At 71.9% G+C, this 19,960-nt stretch carries 15 protein-coding genes; 7 read left to right on the forward strand and 8 right to left on the reverse strand.

The window, feature by feature from the left end:
• Positions 1 to 127: 127 nt before the first annotated feature.
• Genes DI272_RS31890 through DI272_RS31905 form a run of 4 tightly spaced genes read right to left on the reverse strand, consistent with a single transcriptional unit; the run spans position 128 to position 5,786 of the window.
• On the reverse strand, positions 128 to 1,288 hold the full coding sequence (locus DI272_RS31890; RefSeq protein ID WP_109498631.1) for an acyl-CoA dehydrogenase family protein: 1,161 nt from the start codon (positions 1,286 to 1,288) through the stop codon (positions 128 to 130).
• 6 nt (positions 1,289 to 1,294) lie between these two features.
• Positions 1,295 to 2,227, reverse strand: coding sequence for a hydroxymethylglutaryl-CoA lyase (locus tag DI272_RS31895; protein ID WP_109498632.1), 933 nt, complete (start codon positions 2,225 to 2,227; stop codon positions 1,295 to 1,297).
• A complete protein-coding gene (locus DI272_RS31900; protein ID WP_109498633.1) occupies positions 2,224 to 4,158 on the reverse strand; it encodes a biotin carboxylase N-terminal domain-containing protein in 1,935 nt (644 codons plus the stop codon). The genes DI272_RS31895 and DI272_RS31900 overlap by 4 nt, the downstream gene beginning before the upstream one ends.
• A gap of 11 nt (positions 4,159 to 4,169) precedes the next feature.
• Positions 4,170 to 5,786, reverse strand: a complete 1,617-nt coding sequence (locus tag DI272_RS31905; RefSeq protein ID WP_109498634.1) for a carboxyl transferase domain-containing protein — start codon at positions 5,784 to 5,786, stop codon at positions 4,170 to 4,172.
• 95 nt (positions 5,787 to 5,881) lie between these two features.
• Here DI272_RS31905 and DI272_RS31910 point away from each other — a divergent pair, with 95 nt between their 5' ends.
• From DI272_RS31910 to DI272_RS31925, 4 genes are all read left to right on the forward strand, one after another.
• On the forward strand, positions 5,882 to 6,475 hold the full coding sequence (locus DI272_RS31910) for a TetR/AcrR family transcriptional regulator (protein ID WP_109498635.1): 594 nt from the start codon (positions 5,882 to 5,884) through the stop codon (positions 6,473 to 6,475).
• Positions 6,476 to 6,599: 124 nt separating this feature from the next.
• The gene (locus DI272_RS31915; RefSeq protein ID WP_109501158.1) at positions 6,600 to 7,757 is read left to right on the forward strand and encodes an acyl-CoA dehydrogenase family protein; all 1,158 of its coding nucleotides are present in this window, start codon (positions 6,600 to 6,602) and stop codon (positions 7,755 to 7,757) included.
• 35 nt (positions 7,758 to 7,792) lie between these two features.
• Positions 7,793 to 8,665 carry an acyl-CoA thioesterase II gene (locus tag DI272_RS31920; protein WP_109498636.1) on the forward strand — a complete coding sequence of 291 codons (873 nt, stop codon included), beginning with the start codon at positions 7,793 to 7,795 and terminating at the stop codon, positions 8,663 to 8,665.
• 5 nt (positions 8,666 to 8,670) lie between these two features.
• Positions 8,671 to 9,672, forward strand: a complete 1,002-nt coding sequence (locus DI272_RS31925) for a cation diffusion facilitator family transporter (protein ID WP_109498637.1) — start codon at positions 8,671 to 8,673, stop codon at positions 9,670 to 9,672.
• Between the two features lie 3 nt (positions 9,673 to 9,675).
• Here DI272_RS31925 and DI272_RS31930 read toward each other — a convergent pair whose 3' ends face one another.
• Together DI272_RS31930 and DI272_RS31935 are read right to left on the reverse strand one after the other, a co-directional pair.
• A complete protein-coding gene (locus DI272_RS31930) occupies positions 9,676 to 10,467 on the reverse strand; it encodes a phosphatase (RefSeq protein ID WP_109501159.1) in 792 nt (263 codons plus the stop codon).
• 62 nt (positions 10,468 to 10,529) lie between these two features.
• Positions 10,530 to 12,290 (reverse strand): PucR family transcriptional regulator, encoded by a 1,761-nt coding sequence (locus DI272_RS31935; protein ID WP_109498638.1) that lies wholly within the window; start codon positions 12,288 to 12,290, stop codon positions 10,530 to 10,532.
• Positions 12,291 to 12,479: 189 nt separating this feature from the next.
• On the opposite strand from DI272_RS31935, the gene DI272_RS31940 reads away from it, so the two are divergent.
• Genes DI272_RS31940 through DI272_RS31950 form a run of 3 tightly spaced genes read left to right on the forward strand, consistent with a single transcriptional unit; the run spans position 12,480 to position 16,647 of the window.
• Positions 12,480 to 13,937: a sodium:solute symporter gene (locus DI272_RS31940; protein ID WP_109498639.1), complete on the forward strand. Its 1,458-nt coding sequence runs from the start codon at positions 12,480 to 12,482 to the stop codon at positions 13,935 to 13,937.
• 56 nt (positions 13,938 to 13,993) lie between these two features.
• Positions 13,994 to 14,965 carry an agmatinase gene (speB, locus tag DI272_RS31945; protein WP_109498640.1) on the forward strand — a complete coding sequence of 324 codons (972 nt, stop codon included), beginning with the start codon at positions 13,994 to 13,996 and terminating at the stop codon, positions 14,963 to 14,965.
• The gene (locus tag DI272_RS31950) at positions 14,962 to 16,647 is read left to right on the forward strand and encodes a thiamine pyrophosphate-binding protein (RefSeq protein WP_109498641.1); all 1,686 of its coding nucleotides are present in this window, start codon (positions 14,962 to 14,964) and stop codon (positions 16,645 to 16,647) included. The genes speB and DI272_RS31950 overlap by 4 nt, the downstream gene beginning before the upstream one ends.
• Positions 16,648 to 16,708: 61 nt before the next feature.
• Here the strand turns inward: DI272_RS31950 and DI272_RS31955 are convergent, their stop codons facing one another.
• Both DI272_RS31955 and DI272_RS31960 read right to left on the reverse strand, forming a co-directional pair.
• A complete protein-coding gene (locus DI272_RS31955; RefSeq protein ID WP_109498642.1) occupies positions 16,709 to 17,512 on the reverse strand; it encodes an endonuclease I family protein in 804 nt (267 codons plus the stop codon).
• Positions 17,513 to 17,717: 205 nt separating this feature from the next.
• Complete coding sequence (locus tag DI272_RS31960; RefSeq protein ID WP_109498643.1) at positions 17,718 to 19,904, reverse strand: glycosyltransferase family 39 protein; 2,187 nt, start codon at positions 19,902 to 19,904, stop codon at positions 17,718 to 17,720.
• Positions 19,905 to 19,960: the final 56 nt, after the last annotated feature.

Below are 19,960 nucleotides of genomic sequence, written 5' to 3' on the forward strand. Positions count from 1 at the left end.
CAGTCTCGCTGAAAGGCGCCGCGTTTTACATTTCAGCCTTAGTGTGTGATGGGCTCTCCGGAGCATTTCCGAAGAGCCCATCGCCCCGTAGGGTGCCTGTTGCGACCTCGTCGACAACCAGGTCCTCTCAGCCCACCAACCCCAACTCCCGAGCAATCAGCATCCGCTGCACCTCACTCGTCCCCTCCCCGATCTCCAGGATCTTGGAGTCGCGCCACATCCGGGCCACCGGGTACTCGTTCATGAAGCCGTACCCGCCGTGGACCTGCGTCGCGTCCCGGGCGTTGTCCACCGCGATCGTCGACGAGTAGAGCTTCGCCAGCGCCGCTTCCTTCTTGAAGGGCTCGCCCGCCACCAGCCTCGACGCCGCGTCGCGCCAGGCCAGGCGGGCCGTGTGCGCCTTCATCTCCATGTCCGCGATCTTGAACTGGATCGCCTGGTTCGCGCCGATCGGCCTGCCGAAGGCGTGGCGTTCCTTCGCGTACTTCACCGACTCGTCCACGCAGCCCTGCGCCAGGCCCGTGGCCAGCGCGGCGATCGCGATGCGGCCCTCGTCCAGGATGCGCAGGAACTGGGCGTAGCCTCGGCCTTCCTCGCCCAGCAGGTTCTCCGCCGGGACGCGGACGTCGACGAACGACAGCTCCCTCGTGTCGGACGCGTTCCAGCCCACCTTCGAGTACGGCGCCGCCACCGTGAAGCCCGGCGTGCCCGACGGGACGATGATCGAGGAGATCAGGGGCTTGCCGTCGGGCTTCCTGCCCGTCACCGCCGTCACCGTCACCAAGCCCGTCACGTCCGTGCCCGAGTTGGTGATGAAGCACTTCGTGCCGTTGATGACCCATTCGTTGGTCGACGGGTCCAGCTTCGCCGTCGTGCGCGTCGCGCCCGCGTCGCTGCCGCCGTCCGGTTCCGTCAGGCCGAACGCGCCCAGGATCTCGCCCGCGCACAGGCGGGGCAGCCACTCCTGTTTCTGGGCCTCCGTGCCGTACAGATGCAACGGCATCGCGCCCAACGACACCCCTGCCTCCAGCGTGATCGCCACCGACGAGTCGACCCTCGCCAACTCCTCCAGCGCCACGCCCAGCGCCATGTAGTCGCCGCCCATGCCGCCGTACTCCTCGGGGAACGGCAGCCCGAACAGGCCCATGCGGCCCATCTCGCGGACGATGTCGTAGGGGAACTCGTGGTGTTCGTAGTAGTCGGCGATCTTGGGCGCTACCACGTCGTGCGCGAACTCCTCCACCGTGCGGCGGAGTTCTTCGAGTTCGGGGGAGAGTCGGTGGTCCATCGCGGGTCACTGCTCCTTGTGGGACAGGGCTCGAACGGTGCGGGACGGGCTGGGTCGGCCCAGGTGGCCGGCCATCCACTCGCTGGTGGCGACGAGACGGCCGAGGTCGACTCCGGTGTCGATGCCGAGGCCTTGCAGCATCCACACGAGGTCTTCGGTGGCGAGGTTGCCGGTGGCGGACTTGGCGTACGGGCAGCCGCCGAGGCCGCCCGCGGAGGCGTCGACCGTGGTGACGCCGTGCAGCAGGGCCGCGTAGGTGTTGGCCAGCGCCTGGCCGTAGGTGTCGTGGAAGTGCACGCCCAGCGTCGGCGTGGGGATGCCCTCCTCGTTCAGGGCGGTCAGCAGCGCCCGTACGTGGCCCGGTGTCGCCACGCCGATCGTGTCGCCGAGGCTCAGTTCGTCGCAGCCCATGTCGAGCAGCGCCCGGCAGACCTGCACGACCTGCGGCACCGGGACCGCGCCCTCCCACGGGTCGCCGAAGCACATGGAGAGGTAGCCGCGGACGTGCACGCCCGCTTCCTTCGCGCGCGCCACGGTCGGCGCGAACATCTCCAGCGCCTCGTCCATCGTGCGGTTGAGGTTGGCCTTCGCGAAGGACTCGCTGGCGCTTGCGAAGACCGCCACCCTGGTCGCTCCCAGCGACAGGGCGCGCTCCAGGCCGCGTTCGTTCGGCACCAGTACCGGGAGGTCCACCGGGAGATTCGCCACCTGGGGGAACAGCTGCTCGGCGTCCGCCAGTTGGGGCACCCACTTGGGGTGGACGAAGCTGGTCGCCTCGATCGTCGTCAGGCCCGCGTCGGCGAGGCGGCGGACGAACTCCGCCTTGACGTCCGTCGGGACGGTCCCCTTCTCGTTCTGCAGGCCGTCGCGGGCGCCGACCTCGTGGATGCGGACGCGGGCGGGCAGGCCCGCCTCCGGCACGACCATGGGGAGTGTCATGACTCGTCCTCCACGGGGGGCTCGTCCTCCAGGGGGGTGATGACGGCCAGCACCTGGTCCATCGCGACCGTCGTGCCCGGCTTGACGTCGAGTTCGGCGACCGTGCCCGCGTGCGGGGCGGAGATGACGTGCTCCATCTTCATCGCCTCCACCACCAACAGGCTCTGGCCCGCCGCCACTTCGTCCCCCACGGCGACCTTCACCACCGTCACCGTCCCCGGCATGGGCGCGGTGAGCGAGTCGGCGCCCGCGTGGCCGGCGCCGGACAGCGCCGCCGCCACCGGGTCGTGGTCGCGTACGTGCCAGGCGTCGCCGTCGCGGCCCAGCCAGTCGGCGGCGCGGTGGAAGGTGTGCCGGACGCCGTCCAGCAGCACGCTCACCCGGTCGTCCGTGACGGTCGCCGAACCGCGCGGGACGTACTCCACCGGGTCCTGCGCGCGGAGATGGAAGACGACCGGCTTGGGCGTGCCGCCCAGCCGCCAGCCGCTCGGCACCGAGAAGGGGTCCGTCCAGCCCTCGGCGGCGCGCGGCTTCAGGGCTTCCAGGCGTACGGCTGCCGCCGCCTCGTAGACCTCCTCCGGCACGTCCGTGGCGACCAGGCCGGCCACCTCGCGCTCGACCAGGCCGGTGTCCAGCTCGCCCGCCACCACCGCCGGATGGGCCAGCAGACGGCGCAGGAAGCCCGCGTTGGTCTGCACGCCCAGCGTGACGGTGTCCGCGAGGGCCGCGCGGAGCTTGCGCAGGGCCGTCGCGCGGTCCGGGCCGTACGCGATCACCTTGGACAGCATCGGGTCGTACAGGCTGCCGACTTCCACACCCTCGCTGAGCCCGGAGTCCGTGCGGACGCCGTCGCCCTGGGGCTCGCGCAACCGCAGCACCGTGCCGCCCGAAGGGAGGAAGCCGCGGGCCGGGTCCTCCGCGCACAGGCGTGCCTCGATCGCGTGACCGGTGAGGCGTACGTCGTCCTGGCCGAAGGCCAGCCGCTCGCCCGCCGCGACCCGCAGCTGCCACTCCACCAGGTCGAGGCCGGTGATCAGCTCCGTCACCGGGTGCTCCACCTGGAGGCGGGTGTTCATCTCCATGAAGTAGTACGAGGAGGGGTCCCCGCCAGGGACGATGAACTCCACCGTGCCCGCGCCGCGGTAGCCGCACGAGCGGGCCGCCTGGACCGCCGCCTCGCCCATCGCCGCGCGGGTCCGCTCGTCCAGCAGGACGGACGGCGCCTCCTCGATGATCTTCTGGTGGCGGCGTTGCAGGGAGCACTCGCGTTCGCCCAGGTGGACGACGTTGCCGTGACCGTCCGCCAGGACCTGGATCTCGATGTGCCGGGGGCGGTCGATCCAGCGCTCCACCAGGAGCGTGTCGTCGCCGAAGGAGGCGCGGGCCTCGCGGCGGGCGGCGGCGATCTCGTCGTCCAGCACCGTCAGGTCCCGGACCAGGCGCATGCCCTTGCCGCCACCGCCGGCGGAGGGCTTCAGCAGCACGGGTGCGCCCAGCTCGCGAGCGGCGTCGGCCAGTTCCGGGTCGCGTCCGCCGGGCACCACCGGCACCCCGGCCGCGGCCACCGTCTCCTTGGCGCGGATCTTGTCGCCCATCAGCGCGATGGCGTCGGCGGGCGGGCCGATGAAGACCAGCCCGGCGTCGGCGCACGCGCGCGCGAAGGCCGCGTTCTCGGCGAGGAAGCCGTAGCCGGGGTGGACGGCCTGGGCGCCGGTGCGGGCGGCGGCCTCCAGCAGCCGTTCCACCGACAGATAGCTCTCGGCGGCCGGTGCCGGGCCGAGTCGTACCGCCGTGTCGGCCTCCCGGACGTGCCGGGCGTCCGCGTCGGCGTCGGAGAAGACGGCCACCGAGCGCACGCCCAGCGCGCGCAGGGTCCGGATGACGCGGACGGCGATCTCGCCCCGGTTGGCCACAAGTACCGTGTCGAACATGGGTCCCCTCATCACATCCGGAAGACGCCGAACTGGGGGTCACCCAGGGGCGCGTTGGCGCACGCGGTCAGGGCCAGGCCCAGCACCTGACGGGTCTCCAGGGGGTCGATGACCCCGTCGTCCCACAGGCGGGCCGTCGCGTAGTAGGCGTTCCCCTGGCGGTCGTACTGCGCGCGGATCGGGTCCTTGAAGGCCTCCTCGTCCTCGGCGGGCCAGGCCTCGCCGCGCGCCTCCAGCTGGTCCCGCTTGACGGTCGCGAGGACCGAGGCGGCCTGTTCGCCGCCCATGACCGAGATCTTGGCGTTGGGCCACATCCACAGGAAGCGGGGGGAGTAGGCCCGGCCGCACATCGAGTAGTTGCCCGCGCCGTACGAACCGCCGACCACGACCGTCAGCTTGGGCACGCGCGTGCAGGCGACCGCGGTGACCATCTTGGCGCCGTGCTTGGCGATGCCGCCGGCCTCGTACGAACGCCCCACCATGAACCCGGAGATGTTCTGGAGGAACACCAGCGGGATGCCGCGCTGGTCGCACAGCTCGATGAAGTGGGCGCCCTTCTGGGCGGACTCGGAGAACAGGATGCCGTTGTTGGCGACGATGCCGACCGGGTGGCCGTGGATGCGGGCGAAGCCGGTGACCAGGGTCTGGCCGAACTCGGACTTGAACTCCGCGAAACGGGAGCCGTCGACCACGCGCGCGATGACCTCGCGGACGTCGTAGGGGGTGCGGGAGTCGACGGGCACCGCCCCGTACAGCCCGTACGGGTCCACCTTCGGTTCGGCAGCCGGTTCGACGGACCATGGCAGGGCCCCGCGCGCGGGGAGCGTGGCGACGATGTTGCGCACGATCCTGAGGGCGTGCGCGTCGTCCTCCGCAAGGTGGTCGGTGACGCCGGAGACGCGGGAGTGGACCTCGCCGCCGCCCAGTTCCTCGGCGGTGACGACCTCGCCGGTGGCGGCCTTCACCAGGGGCGGGCCGCCGAGGAAGATCGTCCCCTGGTTGCGGACGATGACGGCCTCGTCGCTCATCGCGGGGACGTACGCGCCACCGGCCGTGCAGGACCCCAGCACGGCGGCGATCTGCGGGATGCCGGCGCCCGACATCCGGGCCTGGTTGTAGAAGATCCGCCCGAAGTGCTCGCGGTCCGGGAAGACCTCGTCCTGCAGGGGCAGGAAGGCCCCGCCGGAGTCCACCAGGTACAGGCAGGGCAGGCGGTTCTCCAGGGCGACTTCCTGGGCCCGCAGATGCTTCTTCACCGTCATCGGGTAGTACGTGCCGCCCTTGACGGTCGCGTCGTTGGCGACGATCACGCACTCCCGCCCGCTGACCCGGCCGATCCCGGCGATCACCCCGGCGGCCGGGGCCTGGCCGTCGTAGAGGCCGTCGGCGGCGAGAGGGGCCAGCTCCAGGAACGGTGAGCCCGGGTCGAGGAGCGTGTCCACCCGGTCGCGCGGCAGCAGCTTGCCGCGCGCGGTGTGCCGGGCGCGCGCCTTCTCGCCCCCGCCCAGCCGGGCGGCGGCCAGCTTGCCGCGCAGCTCCCCGACGAGTGCGAGGTGGGCTTCCTCGTTGGCTCGCCAGGCTTCCGACGCGGGGTCTGCCGCGCTGTGAAGCTCCGGTGCCTCGTGCATCCTGCGGTCCCCTCACCCAGTGATCGACTGTTAATGAGCGTTAACCATTTCCTTCAGGTTAACGACCGCTAACCTCCCTGTCTAGAATTACCTCCATGGCCACCAGAACCGACGCCCCCACCCGTCGCGAGCAGATCCTCAAGGAGGCCGCTCGGCTCTTCGCCGAACGCGGTTTCCATGGCGTCGGAGTGGATGAGATAGGTGCCGCGGTCGGTATCAGCGGCCCCGGCCTGTACCGCCATTTCCCGGGCAAGGACGCGATGCTCGCCGAGCTGCTGGTGGGGATCAGCGAGCAGCTGCTGCGGGGCGCCAAGCGGCGGCTGGCGGAGGCCGACGGGGCCACGGCGGGGGACGTCCTCGACTCCCTGATCGAGGGCCACATCGACTTCGCCCTGGACGACCGGCCGCTGATCACGCTGCACGACCGCGAGCTGGACCGCCTGCGCGACAGCGACCGCAAGCTGGTGCGGCAGTTGCAGCGGCAGTACGTCGAGCTGTGGGTGGGGGTCGTGCGCGAGGTCTACCCGGGGCTGGCGGAGCCCACGGCACGGTCCGCCGTGCACTCGGTCTTCGGTCTGCTGAACTCCACGCCGCACCTGGGCCGCCCGGGCTCGCTGCCGGGCCGGGGCGCCACGGCGGAGCTGCTGCACCGGATGGCCCGGGGGGCGTTCGCGGCGGCGGGTGCGTGATCCGCGGGGCGTGACGAGCGTTACGGGGGTGCTCCCCTGGCGCGACTTCCTACCGGCCGGTACCTTTAGGTTCTGAGCAAGCGCTTAGACAAAGCGACCCCTGAGCCAGGTGGAGGTGGCGGCGGTGCGCCGTACGGTGTTCAACGAGGATCACGAGGCGTTCCGGGAGACCCTCCGGGCCTTCATCGAGGCCGAGGTCGTCCCCGTCTACGACGAGTGGTTCGCGGCCGGCCAGGCGCCGCGCGACTTCTACTACAAGCTCGCCGAGCTCGGCGTCTTCGGCATCCGCGTCGACGAGGAGTACGGCGGCGCCGGCATCGACTCGTACAAGTTCGAGGCCGTGATGTACGAGGAGACCGCCCGCGCCGGTGTCCAGTTCGGCGGCTCCGGTGTGCACGTGCTGCTGGGCCTGCCGTACCTCAAGATGCTCGCCACCGACGAGCAGAAGAAGCGGTACCTGCCGAAGTTCGTCACCGGCGAGGAGATGTGGGCCCTCGCGATGACCGAGCCGGGCACCGGCTCCGACCTCGCGGGCATGAAGACCACCGCCAAGCTGAGCGAGGACGGCACGCACTACGTCCTCAACGGCGCCAAGACCTTCATCACCGGCGGCGTCCACGCCGACCGCGTGATCGTCTGCGCCCGCACCTCCGCGCCCACCGCCGAGGACCGCCGCTTCGGCATCTCCCTCTTCGCCGTGGACACCAAGTCCGAGGGCTACTCCATCGGCCGCAAGCTCGACAAGCTGGGCCTGAGGACCTCCGACACCGCCGAGCTGGCCTTCGTCGACGTCAAGGTGCCCGTCGAGGACCTCCTCGGCGAGGAGAACAAGGGCTTCTACTACCTCGGCCACAACCTGGCCTCCGAGCGCTGGGGCATCGCCTTCGGCGCCTACGCCCAGGCCAAGGCCGCGGTGCGGTTCGCGAAGCAGTACGTCCAGGAGCGCACGGTCTTCGGCAAGCCCGTCGCGTCCTTCCAGAACACCAAGTTCGAGCTGGCCGCCTGCCAGGCCGAGGTGGACGCGGCGGAAGCCGTCGTGGACCGCGCCCTCGAAGCCCTCGACGCCGGTGAGCTCACCCCCGCCGAGGCCGCCAGCGCCAAGCTGTTCGCCACCGAGGTCGCGCACCGCGTCATCGACCGCTGCCTCCAGCTGCACGGCGGCTACGGCTTCATGAACGAGTACCCGATCGCCCGCCTGTACGCGGACAACCGGGTCAACCGCATCTACGGCGGCACCAACGAGATCATGAAGTCGATCATCGCCAAGGACATGGGGCTGTAAGGCTTCCGCAATCACTGACCAGTAGAAATGGCTGCATGAGTCAGGCACTCCAGTCCCTCCTCGATCTGCTCGACCTGGAGCAGATCGAGGAGAACATCTTCCGCGGCCAGTCCCGGCCCGCCATCGTCCCGCGCGTCTTCGGCGGGCAGGTCGCGGCCCAGGCGCTCGTCGCCGCCGGGCGGACGGTCCCCGAGGACCGCCTCGCCCACTCGCTGCACGCGTACTTCCTGCGCACCGGCGACCCGGGCGCGCCGATCGTCTACACGGTCGAGCGCATGAACGACGGCCGCTCCTTCACCGCCCGCCGGGTCGTCGCCGTCCAGCACGGCCAGCCGATCTTCGCGCTGTCGGCGTCCTTCCAGAAGCACGAGGAAGGCTTCGACCACCAGGCCCCGATGCCGGCCGCCCCCGACCCCGCCACGCTCCCCACCTCCGCGGAGCGGCTGCGCGGCTACCGGCACATCGCGCCCGAGGTCATCGAGAAGTTCCTGGAGGCCCGCGAGGCGATTGACCTGCGCTACGTCGACGAGCCGCCGTTCGGGAAGTTCGGCGCGCCGCGCGAGCCGCACTCGCAGGTCTGGTTCCGCACCAACGGCAAGCTCGCCGACGACCCCCTGCTGCACGTCGTGCTCGCCACCTACGTCTCCGACATGACCCTCCTCGACTCGATCCTGCTCGCCCACGGGCGCGGCGGCTGGGCGACCGGGGACGTCGTCGGCGCCTCCCTCGACCACGCGATGTGGTTCCACCGGCCCTTCCGCGCCGACGAATGGCTCCTCTACGACCAGGAGTCGCCGTCCGCGCACGGCGGCCGCGGCCTCGGCCAGGCACGCATCTACACCCAGGACGGGCAGCTCGCCATCTCGGTGATCCAGGAAGGCGTGGTCCGGGCTCCTCGGGAACACTGAGAGGCATGACGGAAGCGGAAGCAGCGGCGGAAGCAGAAGCACCAGCGGAAGCACAGGACGGCGGCGGCGAGAGCACCTTCACGGTGATCGTGGCCGCCGTCGCCAACCTCGGCATCGCCCTCGCCAAGGCGGTCGCCGGTGTGATCAGCGGCTCCAGCGCGATGCTCTCCGAGGCCGCGCACTCGGTCGCCGACACCGTCACCGAGGTGCTGCTGCTCACCGCCCTGAAACGGAGCGAGAAGCCCGCCGACGAGGACCATCCCCTCGGCTACGGCCCCGAGCGGTACATCTGGGCGATGCTCGCCGCCGTCGCCACCTTCGTCGGCGGCGCGGTCTTCTCCCTCTACGACGGCATCCACACCCTCGTCGAGGGCGAGGAACTCGGCGACCCGCTCGTCTCGTACGTCGTCCTCGGCGTCGCCTTCCTCCTGGAGGGTTACTCGCTTCGGACGGGGCTGAAGCAGGCCCGCGGCGAGGCGGCCCGCTTCCACGCGCCCTTCAAGACCTACCTCCGCCACACCCCCGACACCGCCGTGAAGGCCGTCGTCCTGGAGGACTCGGCCGCGCTGATCGGCCTGGTGCTCGCCGCGGGCGGGCTGCTCGGCGGTCAGCTCACCGGTTCCGGCGTGTGGGACGGGGTCGCCTCGCTGCTCATCGGGCTGTTGCTGCTGTACGTGGCGTGGGTGCTCGGCCGGTCCAACGCCGAGCTGCTGATCGGCCGCCCGCTGCCGAAGCCCGTACGGGAGCGCATCCGGGCCGAACTGCTGGCGGTGGAGCACATCGAGGCCGTGCTGGAGCTGACGACCCTGGTCCAGGGGCCGCGCGAGGCGCTGGTCGCCGCCAAGGTCGACTTCCGGGACGTGTCGACGGCGGCCCAGATCGAGTGGGCCTGCGAACAGGCCGAGCTGCGGCTGCGGGCCGCGTTCCCCGGCGTGAGCAGGGTGTACCTGGACCCGACGCCGGGGTACGCGCAGCAGCGCACGGAGGGGCTGAACCCCTGGCCGTAGGGGCTACGGGACGAGCCCCGCCTCCGCCAGCAGATACGCCGTCATCGGGTCGTAGTGGCGCGGGCTGACCACATGGTCGTCGAGCGGGACCGTCACCTGGACGGTGCCCTCGGCCTCGCCGACGAACAGGGCCGGGTCGTTGCAGTCGGCGTACCCGACGGAGTCCACGCCGTGCTGGGCGGCGTACCCCGCCCAGCCGTGGTCGGCGACCACGAGGTCGGGCAGCGGACGCCCCTCCCGCTCAAGTCCCGTGAGGATGGCCTTCATCGGCTCGCCGGAGTGGGTGTGCCACAGCGTGGCCCCGTGCTCCAGCACCGCCACGTCCGCGAACTGCACGACGTACCCCTCCTCCGTCTGCAGCCCCTCCGGGATGACGACGATCTCGCAGCCGGCGGCCCGCAGCGCGGCGGCCGTGGAGTGGTGGACCTCCAGCAGCCCGCCGGGGTGACCGGTCGCGAACAGCACCCGCTGCCGCCCCTCGGCGGCCTTGCGCAGCCGCGCCGCCATCCGGTCGAGGCCGTCGACCGTCAGCTCGGGGTCGATGGTGTCCTGGCCGTACCGGTACTCGGGATCGTCATTGACGCCCACCCGCTCCGCCATCACCGCGAGCACGTCCTGCTCGTCGCTCCAGCGGTCGCCGAGCTCCAGGCCGAGCCAGTAGTGGCGGTTGCCGTTCGCGAGCTGACGGTAGTGGGAGAGGTTGTTCTCTCGGGGCGTCGCGACGTCGCCCGCGATGCGGGTCCGTACGAGGTGGTCGACGAGCTCGGCGCGGCTGGGAGTCCCGGGTATCGGCATGAGGTCCATTGTGAGGCAGGCCCCTGTGCCCGTGGAGGGTGTCCCGGACGCTGGGATGCGGGTCACTCACGCAGGGCGAACCACAACTCCATGCGGACGTCGGGGTCGTCGAGGTCGGCGTCGAGCAGCGCCGTGCACTTGGCGACCCGCTGCCGCACGGTGTTGCGGTGCACGGCGAGCGCCACGGCCGTCCGGTCCCAACTGCCGTGCAGGGACAGCCAGGTGCGCAGGGTGTCCAGCAGGGCGGGGGAGTCGGCGAGCGGCGCGAGCAGCGCCCGGGTGTGCGCCTCGGCGACCTCGGGCGGGACCAGGGCGGCCAGACCGGGGCGGCTGTCGTGCCGGACGAGCGCGGCGCGGATGGCCCGCGCACGAGCCAGGGCACGGGCGGCCTGGGTGTCGGCGACGGGCCAGTCACGCGGCTGCACGGCGGCGCTCACGCCCAGCGTCCAGCCGGGGTGCGGGGCGGCGGGCGCCCGCTCGGCCGGTACGAGGACACGCACGACATCCGACGCGACATCGACCAACGACGACCCAAGCGCAGCACCCAGCGCGGAGGCAGCCACGACATCCGGGGCGGAGGCCGCGGCGGCGCCCGGCGGGAAGGCCGCGACGGCGCCTGGTGCGGGGGCCGCCGCGGTGCCCCGTGGGGAGGCTCCTGCGGGGCCCCGCGTCGAGGCAGTCGCAGCCTCCCGCGTCGATGCAGCCCCAGCCTCCCGCGTCGATGCAGCCCCAGCCTCCCGCGTCGATGCAGCCCCAGCCTCCCGCGTCGAGGCAGCCCCAGTAACCCGCGTCGAGGCAGCCCCAGTAACCCGCGTCGAGGCGGCCCCGGTGTCCCGCGTCGAGGCTGTCATCGCGTCGTGTGGCCGTGTGTCGGGGTGGGCGTGGATCACCGTCCACCGGCCCGGCCCCAGCAGCCCCGCCACCTCCTCCGGTGAAGCGCCCAGCAGCAGTCGTACCAGCGCCGAGGAGCGGGCCGCTCCCGAGCCGCTCTGGTGCTCGCCGGTGAGGAGGGAGAGCAGGACGGCGGCGACGGAGGCGATGGTGTGGTCGCCGGGGCCGCGGGTCGGGGCGGCCACCCCGAGGACGAAGCCCTGGCCGGCGCCGAGGGCGTACGCGGCGAGATGGAGGCCGGCCGCGGTGTGGGTGGCGGAGGTGGGGGTGCCGGGGCCGGAGGGGCGGACGACCTCGGCCAGCCGGGCCAGCTCGGCGAGCACGCCCCGGGCGGAGTCGGTCGCGGCGCGTCCCGCCGCTGCGATCTCCGTCCCCTCCGGCCCGTACAGCACCGCCCGGCCGCCCAGGCGCTGGGCCAGCTGCCGGAGAACGGACGGCACCGGGTCCGGGCGGGACGCCGCGGCGGCCAGGCTCTGCTGTGCCTCCGTCACCCGGCGGAGTTCGGCGAGGCGGGCCTGGGCCATCAGCTGCCAGACCGCGCGGGCCACGCCGGAGAAGGTGGTCTGCGGCGGCACCTCGATCAGCGGGAGTTCGTACGCGTCACAGGCCGCCACCAGCGCCCGCGGCACGGTGTCGTGCACCGGCGCCACGCCGAAGCCGAGGGCCGCGCCGCCCGCCGCCACGATCCTCGCCACGTAGTCGTCGAAGTACGTCCCCGACCCCGCCGCCTCCGGCACATGCACCCCCGCCGTCAGCAGCAGCTCGCCGCCCAGCAGATACGGGTAAGGGTCGGCCATCTCCGAGGTGTGCGCCCAGTGGATGACGGTGTCGGGGTCCTCGGGGCCCGCGATCTGCCGCAGCGCGAGGTCCTCCCTGGCCAGCAGCGCGGCCAGCGGAACCGGTGGGGTGGGCGGGACGGCCGGCTCCGGCATGGTGTGCGTTTCCTCCACTCCGTACGGCCTCAATAGATGAAACGTACACTTCGCAGTCGCTTTCCGGCCACCTAAGGTCGGTCCCGACCGGCAGCCGCGGGTACGGGCGGATGTCCCCGCGAGCCGCTGCCGTCATCCCCACCCCCCTGCACGACACGCCACCGGGATGCTCGCGAAGGAGGCCCTCACATGGCCATCGACTACACAGTCATCGTCGTCTATCTGCTCGGCATGCTGGCCATGGGCTGGTGGGGCATGCGCCGCGCGAAGTCCAAGAGCGAGTTCCTCGTGGCGGGGCGCCGGCTCGGGCCCGCCATGTACTCCGGCACCATGGCCGCCATCGTCCTCGGCGGCGCCTCCACCATCGGCGGCGTGGGCCTCGGCTACCGGTACGGCCTCTCCGGCGCCTGGATGGTGTTCACCATCGGCCTCGGCCTCCTGGCCCTCTCCGTCTTCTTCTCGGCCCGCATCGCCCGCCTGAAGGTCTACACCGTCTCCGAGATGCTCGACCTGCGGTACGGCGGCCGGGCCGGCGTCATCTCCGGCGTCGTCATGTGGGCGTACACCCTCATGCTCGCGGTCACCTCCACCATCGCCTACGCCACGATCTTCGACGTCCTCTTCGACCTGAACCGGACCGTCGCGATCGTCCTCGGCGGCTCGATCGTCGTCGCCTACTCCACCCTCGGCGGCATGTGGTCGATCACCCTCACCGACATGGTGCAGTTCGTGGTGAAGACGATCGGCGTGCTGCTCCTGCTGCTGCCCATCGCCGTCGTCAAGGCGGGCGGCTTCGGCGCGATGAGGGACCAGCTGCCGACCTCGTACTTCGACCCGCTGGGCATCGGCGGCGAGACGATCTTCACGTACGTCCTGATCTATACGTTCGGCATGCTCATCGGGCAGGACATCTGGCAGCGCGTCTTCACCGCCCGCAGCGACCGGACGGCCAAGTGGGGCGGCACGGTCGCGGGCACCTACTGTCTCGCGTACGCCCTCGCCGGCGCCGTCATCGGCACGGCGGCCAAGGTCCTCTACCCCGACCTCGGCAGCGCCGACGACGCCTTCGCGACCATCGTCAAGGACGAACTCCCGGTCGGCGTCAGGGGCCTGGTGCTGGCCGCCGCGCTCGCCGCCGTGATGTCGACGTCCTCCGGCGCGCTGATCGCCTGCGCCACCGTCGCCAACAACGACATCTGGTCCCGGCTGCGGGGGCGGGCCGCGGACGGCGAGCGTGACGAGGTGGCGGGCAACCGTGCCTTCATCCTCATCATGGGCGTCGGCGTCATCGCCACGGCGATCGCCCTCAACAACGTCGTCGAGGCGCTGACGGTGGCGTACAACCTGCTCGTCGGCGGCCTCCTCGTCCCGATCCTCGGCGGCCTGCTGTGGAAGCGCGGCACCGTCCACGGTGCGCTCGCCTCCGTGACCGTCGGCGGCCTCGCGGTCCTCGGCCTGATGGCGGGCTACGGCATTCTCGCCAACGAGCCCGTCTACTACGGCCTGCTGGCCTCCCTCGCCGCCTACGTGGCCGTGTCCCTGGCGACCCCCGCGACCGACGCGGCCGTCCTCGCCGCCTGGCGCGAGCGGCTGGCCGGCCGCGGCGCCCCCGAACTCGTGTCCGAACCGGTCCCGGCTCCCCAGTAGAGTCGAGAGCAGATCCGTACATACGCGATGAAGCGTAGGAAAGAAGGCATCACCCCATGAGCAGCAACGAGACGCCCCGCGGCCCCGTCGACTCCTCCCGCGTCCCGCGGTACGCCGGGCCCGCGACCTTCGCCCGGCTGCCCCGCCTCGACGAGGTCGGCCGCGCCGACGTCGCCGTGGTGGGCGTGCCGTTCGACTCGGGCGTCTCGTACCGGCCGGGCGCCCGCTTCGGCGGCAACGCCATCCGCGAGGCGTCCCGGCTGCTGCGCCCCTACAACCCGGCGCAGGACGCCTCCCCCTTCGCCCTCGCGCAGGTCGCGGACGGCGGCGACATCGCCGTGAACCCGTTCAACATCAACGAGGCCGTGGAGACGGTCGAGGCGGCGGCCGACGACCTGCTCGGCACCGGCGCCCGCCTGATGACCCTGGGCGGCGACCACACCATCGCGCTGCCGCTGCTCCGCTCGGTGGCGAAGAAGCACGGCCCGGTCGCCCTGCTGCACTTCGACGCCCACCTCGACACCTGGGACACCTACTTCGGCGCCGAGTACACGCACGGCACGCCGTTCCGCCGCGCGGTCGAGGAGGGCATCCTCGACACCGAGGCGCTCTCCCACGTCGGCACCCGCGGCCCGCTGTACGGCAAGCAGGACCTCACCGACGACGAGAAGATGGGCTTCGGCATCGTCACGTCCGCGGACATCTACCGCCGCGGCGCGGACGAGGTCGCCGACCAGCTGCGCCAGCGCATCGGCGACCGCCCCCTGTACATCTCCATCGACATCGACTGCCTGGACCCGGCCCACGCCCCCGGCACGGGCACCCCCGAGGCGGGCGGCATGACCTCGCGCGAGCTCCTGGAGATCCTGCGCGGCCTGGCCTCCTGCAACCTGGTCTCGGCGGACGTCGTCGAGGTGGCCCCCGCGTACGATCACGCGGAGATCACGTCGGTGGCCGCGTCCCACACGGCGTATGAGCTGACCACGATCATGTCCCGCCAGATCGCCCAGGAGAAGGCAGCGAAGTGACCCACGACCACGACCTGGTGCTCCGCCCGACGGAGGCCCAGACCGCCGCCGCCCTGAATCCGCCCGCCGGCCGGAACGGCGGAGACCTGGTCGTGGAGACGCTGGCCGCGCTCGGCACGACGACGGTCTTCGGGCTGCCCGGCCAGCACGCGCTGGGCATGTTCGACGCACTGCGGCGCAGCGATCTGCGGTACGTGGGCCTGCGGGTGGAGAACAACGCGGGGTTCGCGGCGGACGCGTACGGCCGGATCACGGGGGAGGCGGCGCCGCTGCTGCTGTCGACGGGACCGGGCGCGCTGACGTCGCTGGCGGCGTTGCAGGAGGCGGCGGCGGCCTCGGCGCCGGTGCTGGCGATCAGCAGCCAGATCCCGACGGCGGGACTGGGCGGCGGCCGGCACGGCTACCTCCACGAACTCCCGGACCAGTCGGCCTCGTTCCGGGGCGTGGTGAAGTCGGTCCACACCGTGCGCACCCAGTCCCAGATCCCGTCCGCGATCGAGGCGGCCTGGAAGTCGGCGCTGACCGCCCCGCACGGCCCGGTGTGGGTGGAGATCCCGCAGGACGTGCTGCTGGCCGAGACGTCCATCCCGGTGGTGACGGGCGGCGACGCGTTCCCCGAGGAGCTGCCGCCGCGGGTCGAACTGACGGCGGTGGCGGCGGATCTGCTGTCGCGGGCGGAGCGGCCGGCGATCATCGCGGGCGGCGGGGTCGTCCGCGCGGACGCCTCGCGCAAGCTGCGGCAGCTGGCGGAGGTGCTGCGGGCCCCGGTGGTCAGCACGCCCGGCGGCAAGGGAGCGTTCCCCTGGAACCACCCCCTGTCCCTCCAGTCCTGGATCGAGGACCGGTACGTCACGGAGTTCCTGGAGGACGCGGACGTCCTGCTGGTCGTCGGCTCGGGACTCGGTGAACTCTCCTCCAACTACCACACGTTCAAGCCCCGCGGCCGGGTCGTGCAGATCGAGGCGGACCTCGGCAAGCTGGAGTCGAACCATCCCGCGCTCGGCATCCACGCGGACGCGCGACTGGCGTTGCAGGCGCTGCTGGAAACGGTCTCCCCGAGGACGGACGAGACCGCGCCGGAGCGGGTCCGTGAGGTCCTGGCACGGGTCTCGGACCGCATCGCGGCTCAGGAACTCACCCTGGAACAGGACGTGTTGGCGTCCGTCCGCCGTGCGCTCCCCGCGGACTCGCCGTCCTTCTGGGACATGACGATCCTCGCCTACTGGGCCTGGTCCGCCTTCGATGCCAAGGGCCCCAACCTCCTGCACTCCGCCCAGGGCGCGGGCGGCCTCGGCTACGGCTTCCCGGCGGCACTGGGAGCGGCGGTCGCCGACCCGACGCGGCCGGTGCTGGCGGTGTCGGGCGACGGCGGCGCGCTGTACTCGATCGCCGAGCTCGCGACGGCTCGCCAGTACGACCTGAACGTGACCTGGCTGATCGTCGACGACGGCGGCTACGGCATCCTGCGCGAGTACATGACGGACGCCTTCGGAGAGGCCACGGCGACCGAGCTGACCCGGCCGGACTACGTGGCCCTGGCCGAGTCGTTCGGGGTGCCGGGGGTGCGGACCTCGCCGGAGACCCTGGAGGCGGACCTGGCGAAGGCACTGGCGGCGCCGGGGCCTTCGGTGGTCGTACTCCCGGCGGTGCTGCGGATGTTCGCGCCCACGCATCTGGGCTGAGCCGCCCCCAGGACGCCCGCCGCGGCGGCGGCTCAGTCGGCGGCTCAGCCTGCGGCCGTTCCTACCAGATCGCCTCGACCCACTCCGGGTGGTCGATGAACGGGTTGCGGTTGTGCTGGTAGGTGTCGTAGATGACCTGGTTGCGGCGCTCCTCGAAGGCGCTCGGCGGGTCTGCCTCGTTCCAGGCCTTCAGGACGGAGAGCTTGCCCATGTACGGGTTGGAGCCGTTGCCGACCTTCTCGTTGGGCTCCAGGTCGGCGAAGCCGTCGTCGCCCTCGTAACGGACGGCCATGTAGAGGATCATGCGGGCCACGTCGCCTCGGTCCGCGGCGCGCGGCGCGAAGGAGTCGGAGTCGACGGTGGAGCCGCCGCCGTTGGTGACCGCGCTGCCGCCGTTGTCGAAGTCCAGGTTCCCGCGGATGCTGTTGACCTGGACGTCGCAGGCGCGCAGGTGGTGCAGGTCGGTGCCGGGGCCGGTGACCTCGCCGAAGTCGCCGTGCGACTTGGCCCAGGTGTGCTCGCGGTTCCAGTCGCCGACGTCACCGCCGTTGAGGGACTTGCTGCGCGAGGCGCCGCTGTAGAGCAGCAGCACGTTGCTGGTGTTGTTCGGGTCCTGGTCGGTGACCTTGAGCGCGTCCCAGACCGCGGAGTACGAGATCTTCGACTGACTGCTGATGATCGTGTGCAGCGAGGACTTCAGGCTCGTCCCCGTCTTGCCGATCGCGTTCTTGTAGTACGTCGAGTCGTACGCCGTCGTCGTGGCGGCGGCCGGGGTCGCGGTGAGCGCCGGGGCGCTGAGGCCGGCCATGACGGCGGCGGTGGCGAGGGCCACCGACTTCCATCGGCGTATACGTGTCGCCAGCATGAGGGGGTCCCATCTACGCGGGTTGAATGGAGGCGGCAAGCGAGAGAGTGACATGGACATGCGGCCGTGTAAATGGAATCCGTGTGTCCATTGGGTGACCGGGAACGGCAAATCGGGCGTTGTCTACGCGAGTTGACATGACGGAGCGGCCCCCGACCGGGAGGTCGGGGGCCGTCGGGACGGATCGAGGGGATCTACGCGATCGTCAGCTGATGTCCGAGGGGTCCAGGCGGTAGATCGAGGAGGACGAACTGGATGAACTGGAGTCCGTCGTCGACCCGGAGCTGTACTCGCTCGCCTTCACCGCCGTGCCGTTCTTCTGCACCCACGCGGTGATCTCCTGGTTGAGGGTGCTGTTGCCGCCCATGCCGCCACCGCCGAGCTGGATGTAGTGCAACTCGCCCTTCTTCACCAGCTCCTTGAGCTTGGCCAGGGTCATCGCCTGGTCGGAGCCGGTGAAGCCCCACATGGAGATGACGGGCTGGTGGGTGCTCAGGATCAGCTGGCCCGCGCTCTGCGAGTTGGCGACCGCGAGCAGCCACGTGGCGCCGTCCTGGTGCTTCTCCAGGTACGAGATGAGCTCGCTGTCGACGCTGCCGCCCATGCCGCCGTCGCCCATGCCACCGCCCGTACCGCCGCCGGGCCCGCCGTCGCCGCCGGGAGCCGTGCCGGAGTCGCCGCTCTGTCCGCCGGGCAGTCGGCCCCCATCCGGGAACTCCCCGCCCGTGCCGCCCTGCTGGCCGCCGGGGAACTCCCCGCCCGCCTGGCCGCCCTGCTGGGTGCCGCCCGGCCGGCCTCCGGGGCCACCGCTGCCGCCGGAGCCGCCCGGGCCGCCACCGCCACCGGGTCCGCCCATGCCGCCGCCGGTCGACGGGCCCGCGGTGGGGTTGGTGCCTCCCATGCCGCCGCTGCCGGCGGCGAAGGCGGGCGAGGCGGCGTAGGCCGTGGGCCCGGCGAGGGCCGCCACGACCGCCGCGGTGACGGACACGGCGAGCAGCCGGGCCCTGGTCCCGGAGCCCGCCGTACGGAAGACGAACAGGCCCACGATCGCGAGCGCCATGACCACGCCGACGACCGGCCACAGCCAGGTGTTCCAGCCGGTCGCCCGGCGCAGCAGCACGACCGCCCAGCCGCCGGTGACCGCGAGGCCCGCGGGCAGCACCCACGACCAGCGGGCGGCACCGGAGCGGAAGGCGCGCCACAGCATGACGCCGCCGCCCCCGCACAGCGCCGCGATGCCCGGGGCGAGGGCGGTCGTGTAGTACGGGTGCATGGTGCCCTCGGCCATCGCGAAGGTCAGGTAGTGCAGCACCAGCCAGCCGCCCCACAGCACCAGCGCGGCCCGGGTGAGGTCGGTGCGCGGGGCCCGGCCGCAGCGCACCAGTCCGGCGACGAGGGCGAGGAAGGCGAAGGGGATGAGCCAGGAGATCTGGCCGCCGAGGACGTCGTTGAACATCCGGCCGATGCCCGCGGTCCCGGCGAAGGTGCCCCCTCCGCCGCCCCCGCCCCCGCCGTTGCCCTCGCCGCCGAGGACCCGGCCCAGGCCGTTGTAGCCCATGATCAGGTCCCAGGCGGAGCCGTCGGTCGAACCGCCGATGTACGGCCGTTCGTCGGCCGGGACCAGGGAGACGGCCGTGGCCCACCAGAAGCTGGCGACGGCCAGCGCCACGGCGGCCAGGGCCAGGTGGACGGCCTTCTTCTTCCAGCCGAGCTTGGAGGCGTACACGTACACGGCGAAAACGGCGGGCAGGGCGATGTAGCCCTGGAGCATCTTGGTGTTGAAGGCGAGTCCGAACAGGACGGCCGAGCCGATGAGCGACGGCAGCCTGCCGGTGCGCACGGCGCGCAGGGCGAGGGCCGCGCCGCCGACCATCAGCAGCACCAGGATGGTGTCGGGGTTGTTGTCGCGGTTGATCGCGACGGTGATCGGGGTGAGCGCGAGGACCAGTGCGGCGATCGCGGCGGCCGCGTGCCCGAAGACCCGCTTCACGGAGGAGTGCAGGATCCAGATCGTGCCCAGCGCCGCCGCGATCTCGGGGGCCATCATCTGCCAGGTGCCGAAGCCGAGGAGCCGGCACGACAGGCCCATGATCATCAGCGCGAAGGGGGGCTTGTCGACGGTGATGAAGTTGCCCGCGTCGAGCGAGCCGAAGAACCACGCCTTCCAGCTCTGCGTGCCGCTGTAGACCGCCGAACTGTAGAAGCTGTTCAGGCTGCTGCCGGACAGGTTCCAGGCGTACAGGACGCCCGCCAGGACCAGGATCGCGAGCAGTGCGGGCAGCGACCAGCGGGGTGCCTTGTCCGGGGGCGCCGCCGGTGGGGTGGGTGGCGGCCATGCGGGAGAAACGGCCGTGGTCTCGGTGTGGGGGTGCGGATCGGTGGCAGAGGTCACCCGAGCATGGTGCGAACCGGGGGTGGGTGCGGGCTGTGCCGTACCTGGCCCTTGCC

It is taken from the genome of Streptomyces sp. Act143 (assembly GCF_003143935.1).
Lineage (GTDB): Bacteria > Actinomycetota > Actinomycetes > Streptomycetales > Streptomycetaceae > Streptomyces.

Excerpts from the sequence above, each read along its gene's own strand:
- DI272_RS31920 (WP_109498636.1), top strand. The coding sequence starts at position 7,793 with ATGAGTCAGGCACTCCAGTCCCTCCTCGATCTGCTCGACCTGGAGCAG.
- DI272_RS31930 (WP_109501159.1), bottom strand. The coding sequence starts at position 10,467 with ATGCCGATACCCGGGACTCCCAGCCGCGCCGAGCTCGTCGACCACCTC.
- DI272_RS31940 (WP_109498639.1), top strand. The coding sequence starts at position 12,480 with ATGGCCATCGACTACACAGTCATCGTCGTCTATCTGCTCGGCATGCTG.
- speB (WP_109498640.1), top strand. The coding sequence starts at position 13,994 with ATGAGCAGCAACGAGACGCCCCGCGGCCCCGTCGACTCCTCCCGCGTC.
- DI272_RS31955 (WP_109498642.1), bottom strand. The coding sequence starts at position 17,512 with ATGCTGGCGACACGTATACGCCGATGGAAGTCGGTGGCCCTCGCCACC.
- DI272_RS31925 (WP_109498637.1), top strand. The coding sequence starts at position 8,671 with ATGACGGAAGCGGAAGCAGCGGCGGAAGCAGAAGCACCAGCGGAAGCA.
- DI272_RS31900 (WP_109498633.1), bottom strand. The coding sequence starts at position 4,158 with ATGTTCGACACGGTACTTGTGGCCAACCGGGGCGAGATCGCCGTCCGC.
- DI272_RS31910 (WP_109498635.1), top strand. The coding sequence starts at position 5,882 with ATGGCCACCAGAACCGACGCCCCCACCCGTCGCGAGCAGATCCTCAAG.
- DI272_RS31895 (WP_109498632.1), bottom strand. The coding sequence starts at position 2,227 with ATGACACTCCCCATGGTCGTGCCGGAGGCGGGCCTGCCCGCCCGCGTC.
- DI272_RS31935 (WP_109498638.1), bottom strand. The coding sequence starts at position 12,290 with ATGCCGGAGCCGGCCGTCCCGCCCACCCCACCGGTTCCGCTGGCCGCG.
- DI272_RS31890 (WP_109498631.1), bottom strand. The coding sequence starts at position 1,288 with ATGGACCACCGACTCTCCCCCGAACTCGAAGAACTCCGCCGCACGGTG.
- DI272_RS31905 (WP_109498634.1), bottom strand. The coding sequence starts at position 5,786 with ATGCACGAGGCACCGGAGCTTCACAGCGCGGCAGACCCCGCGTCGGAA.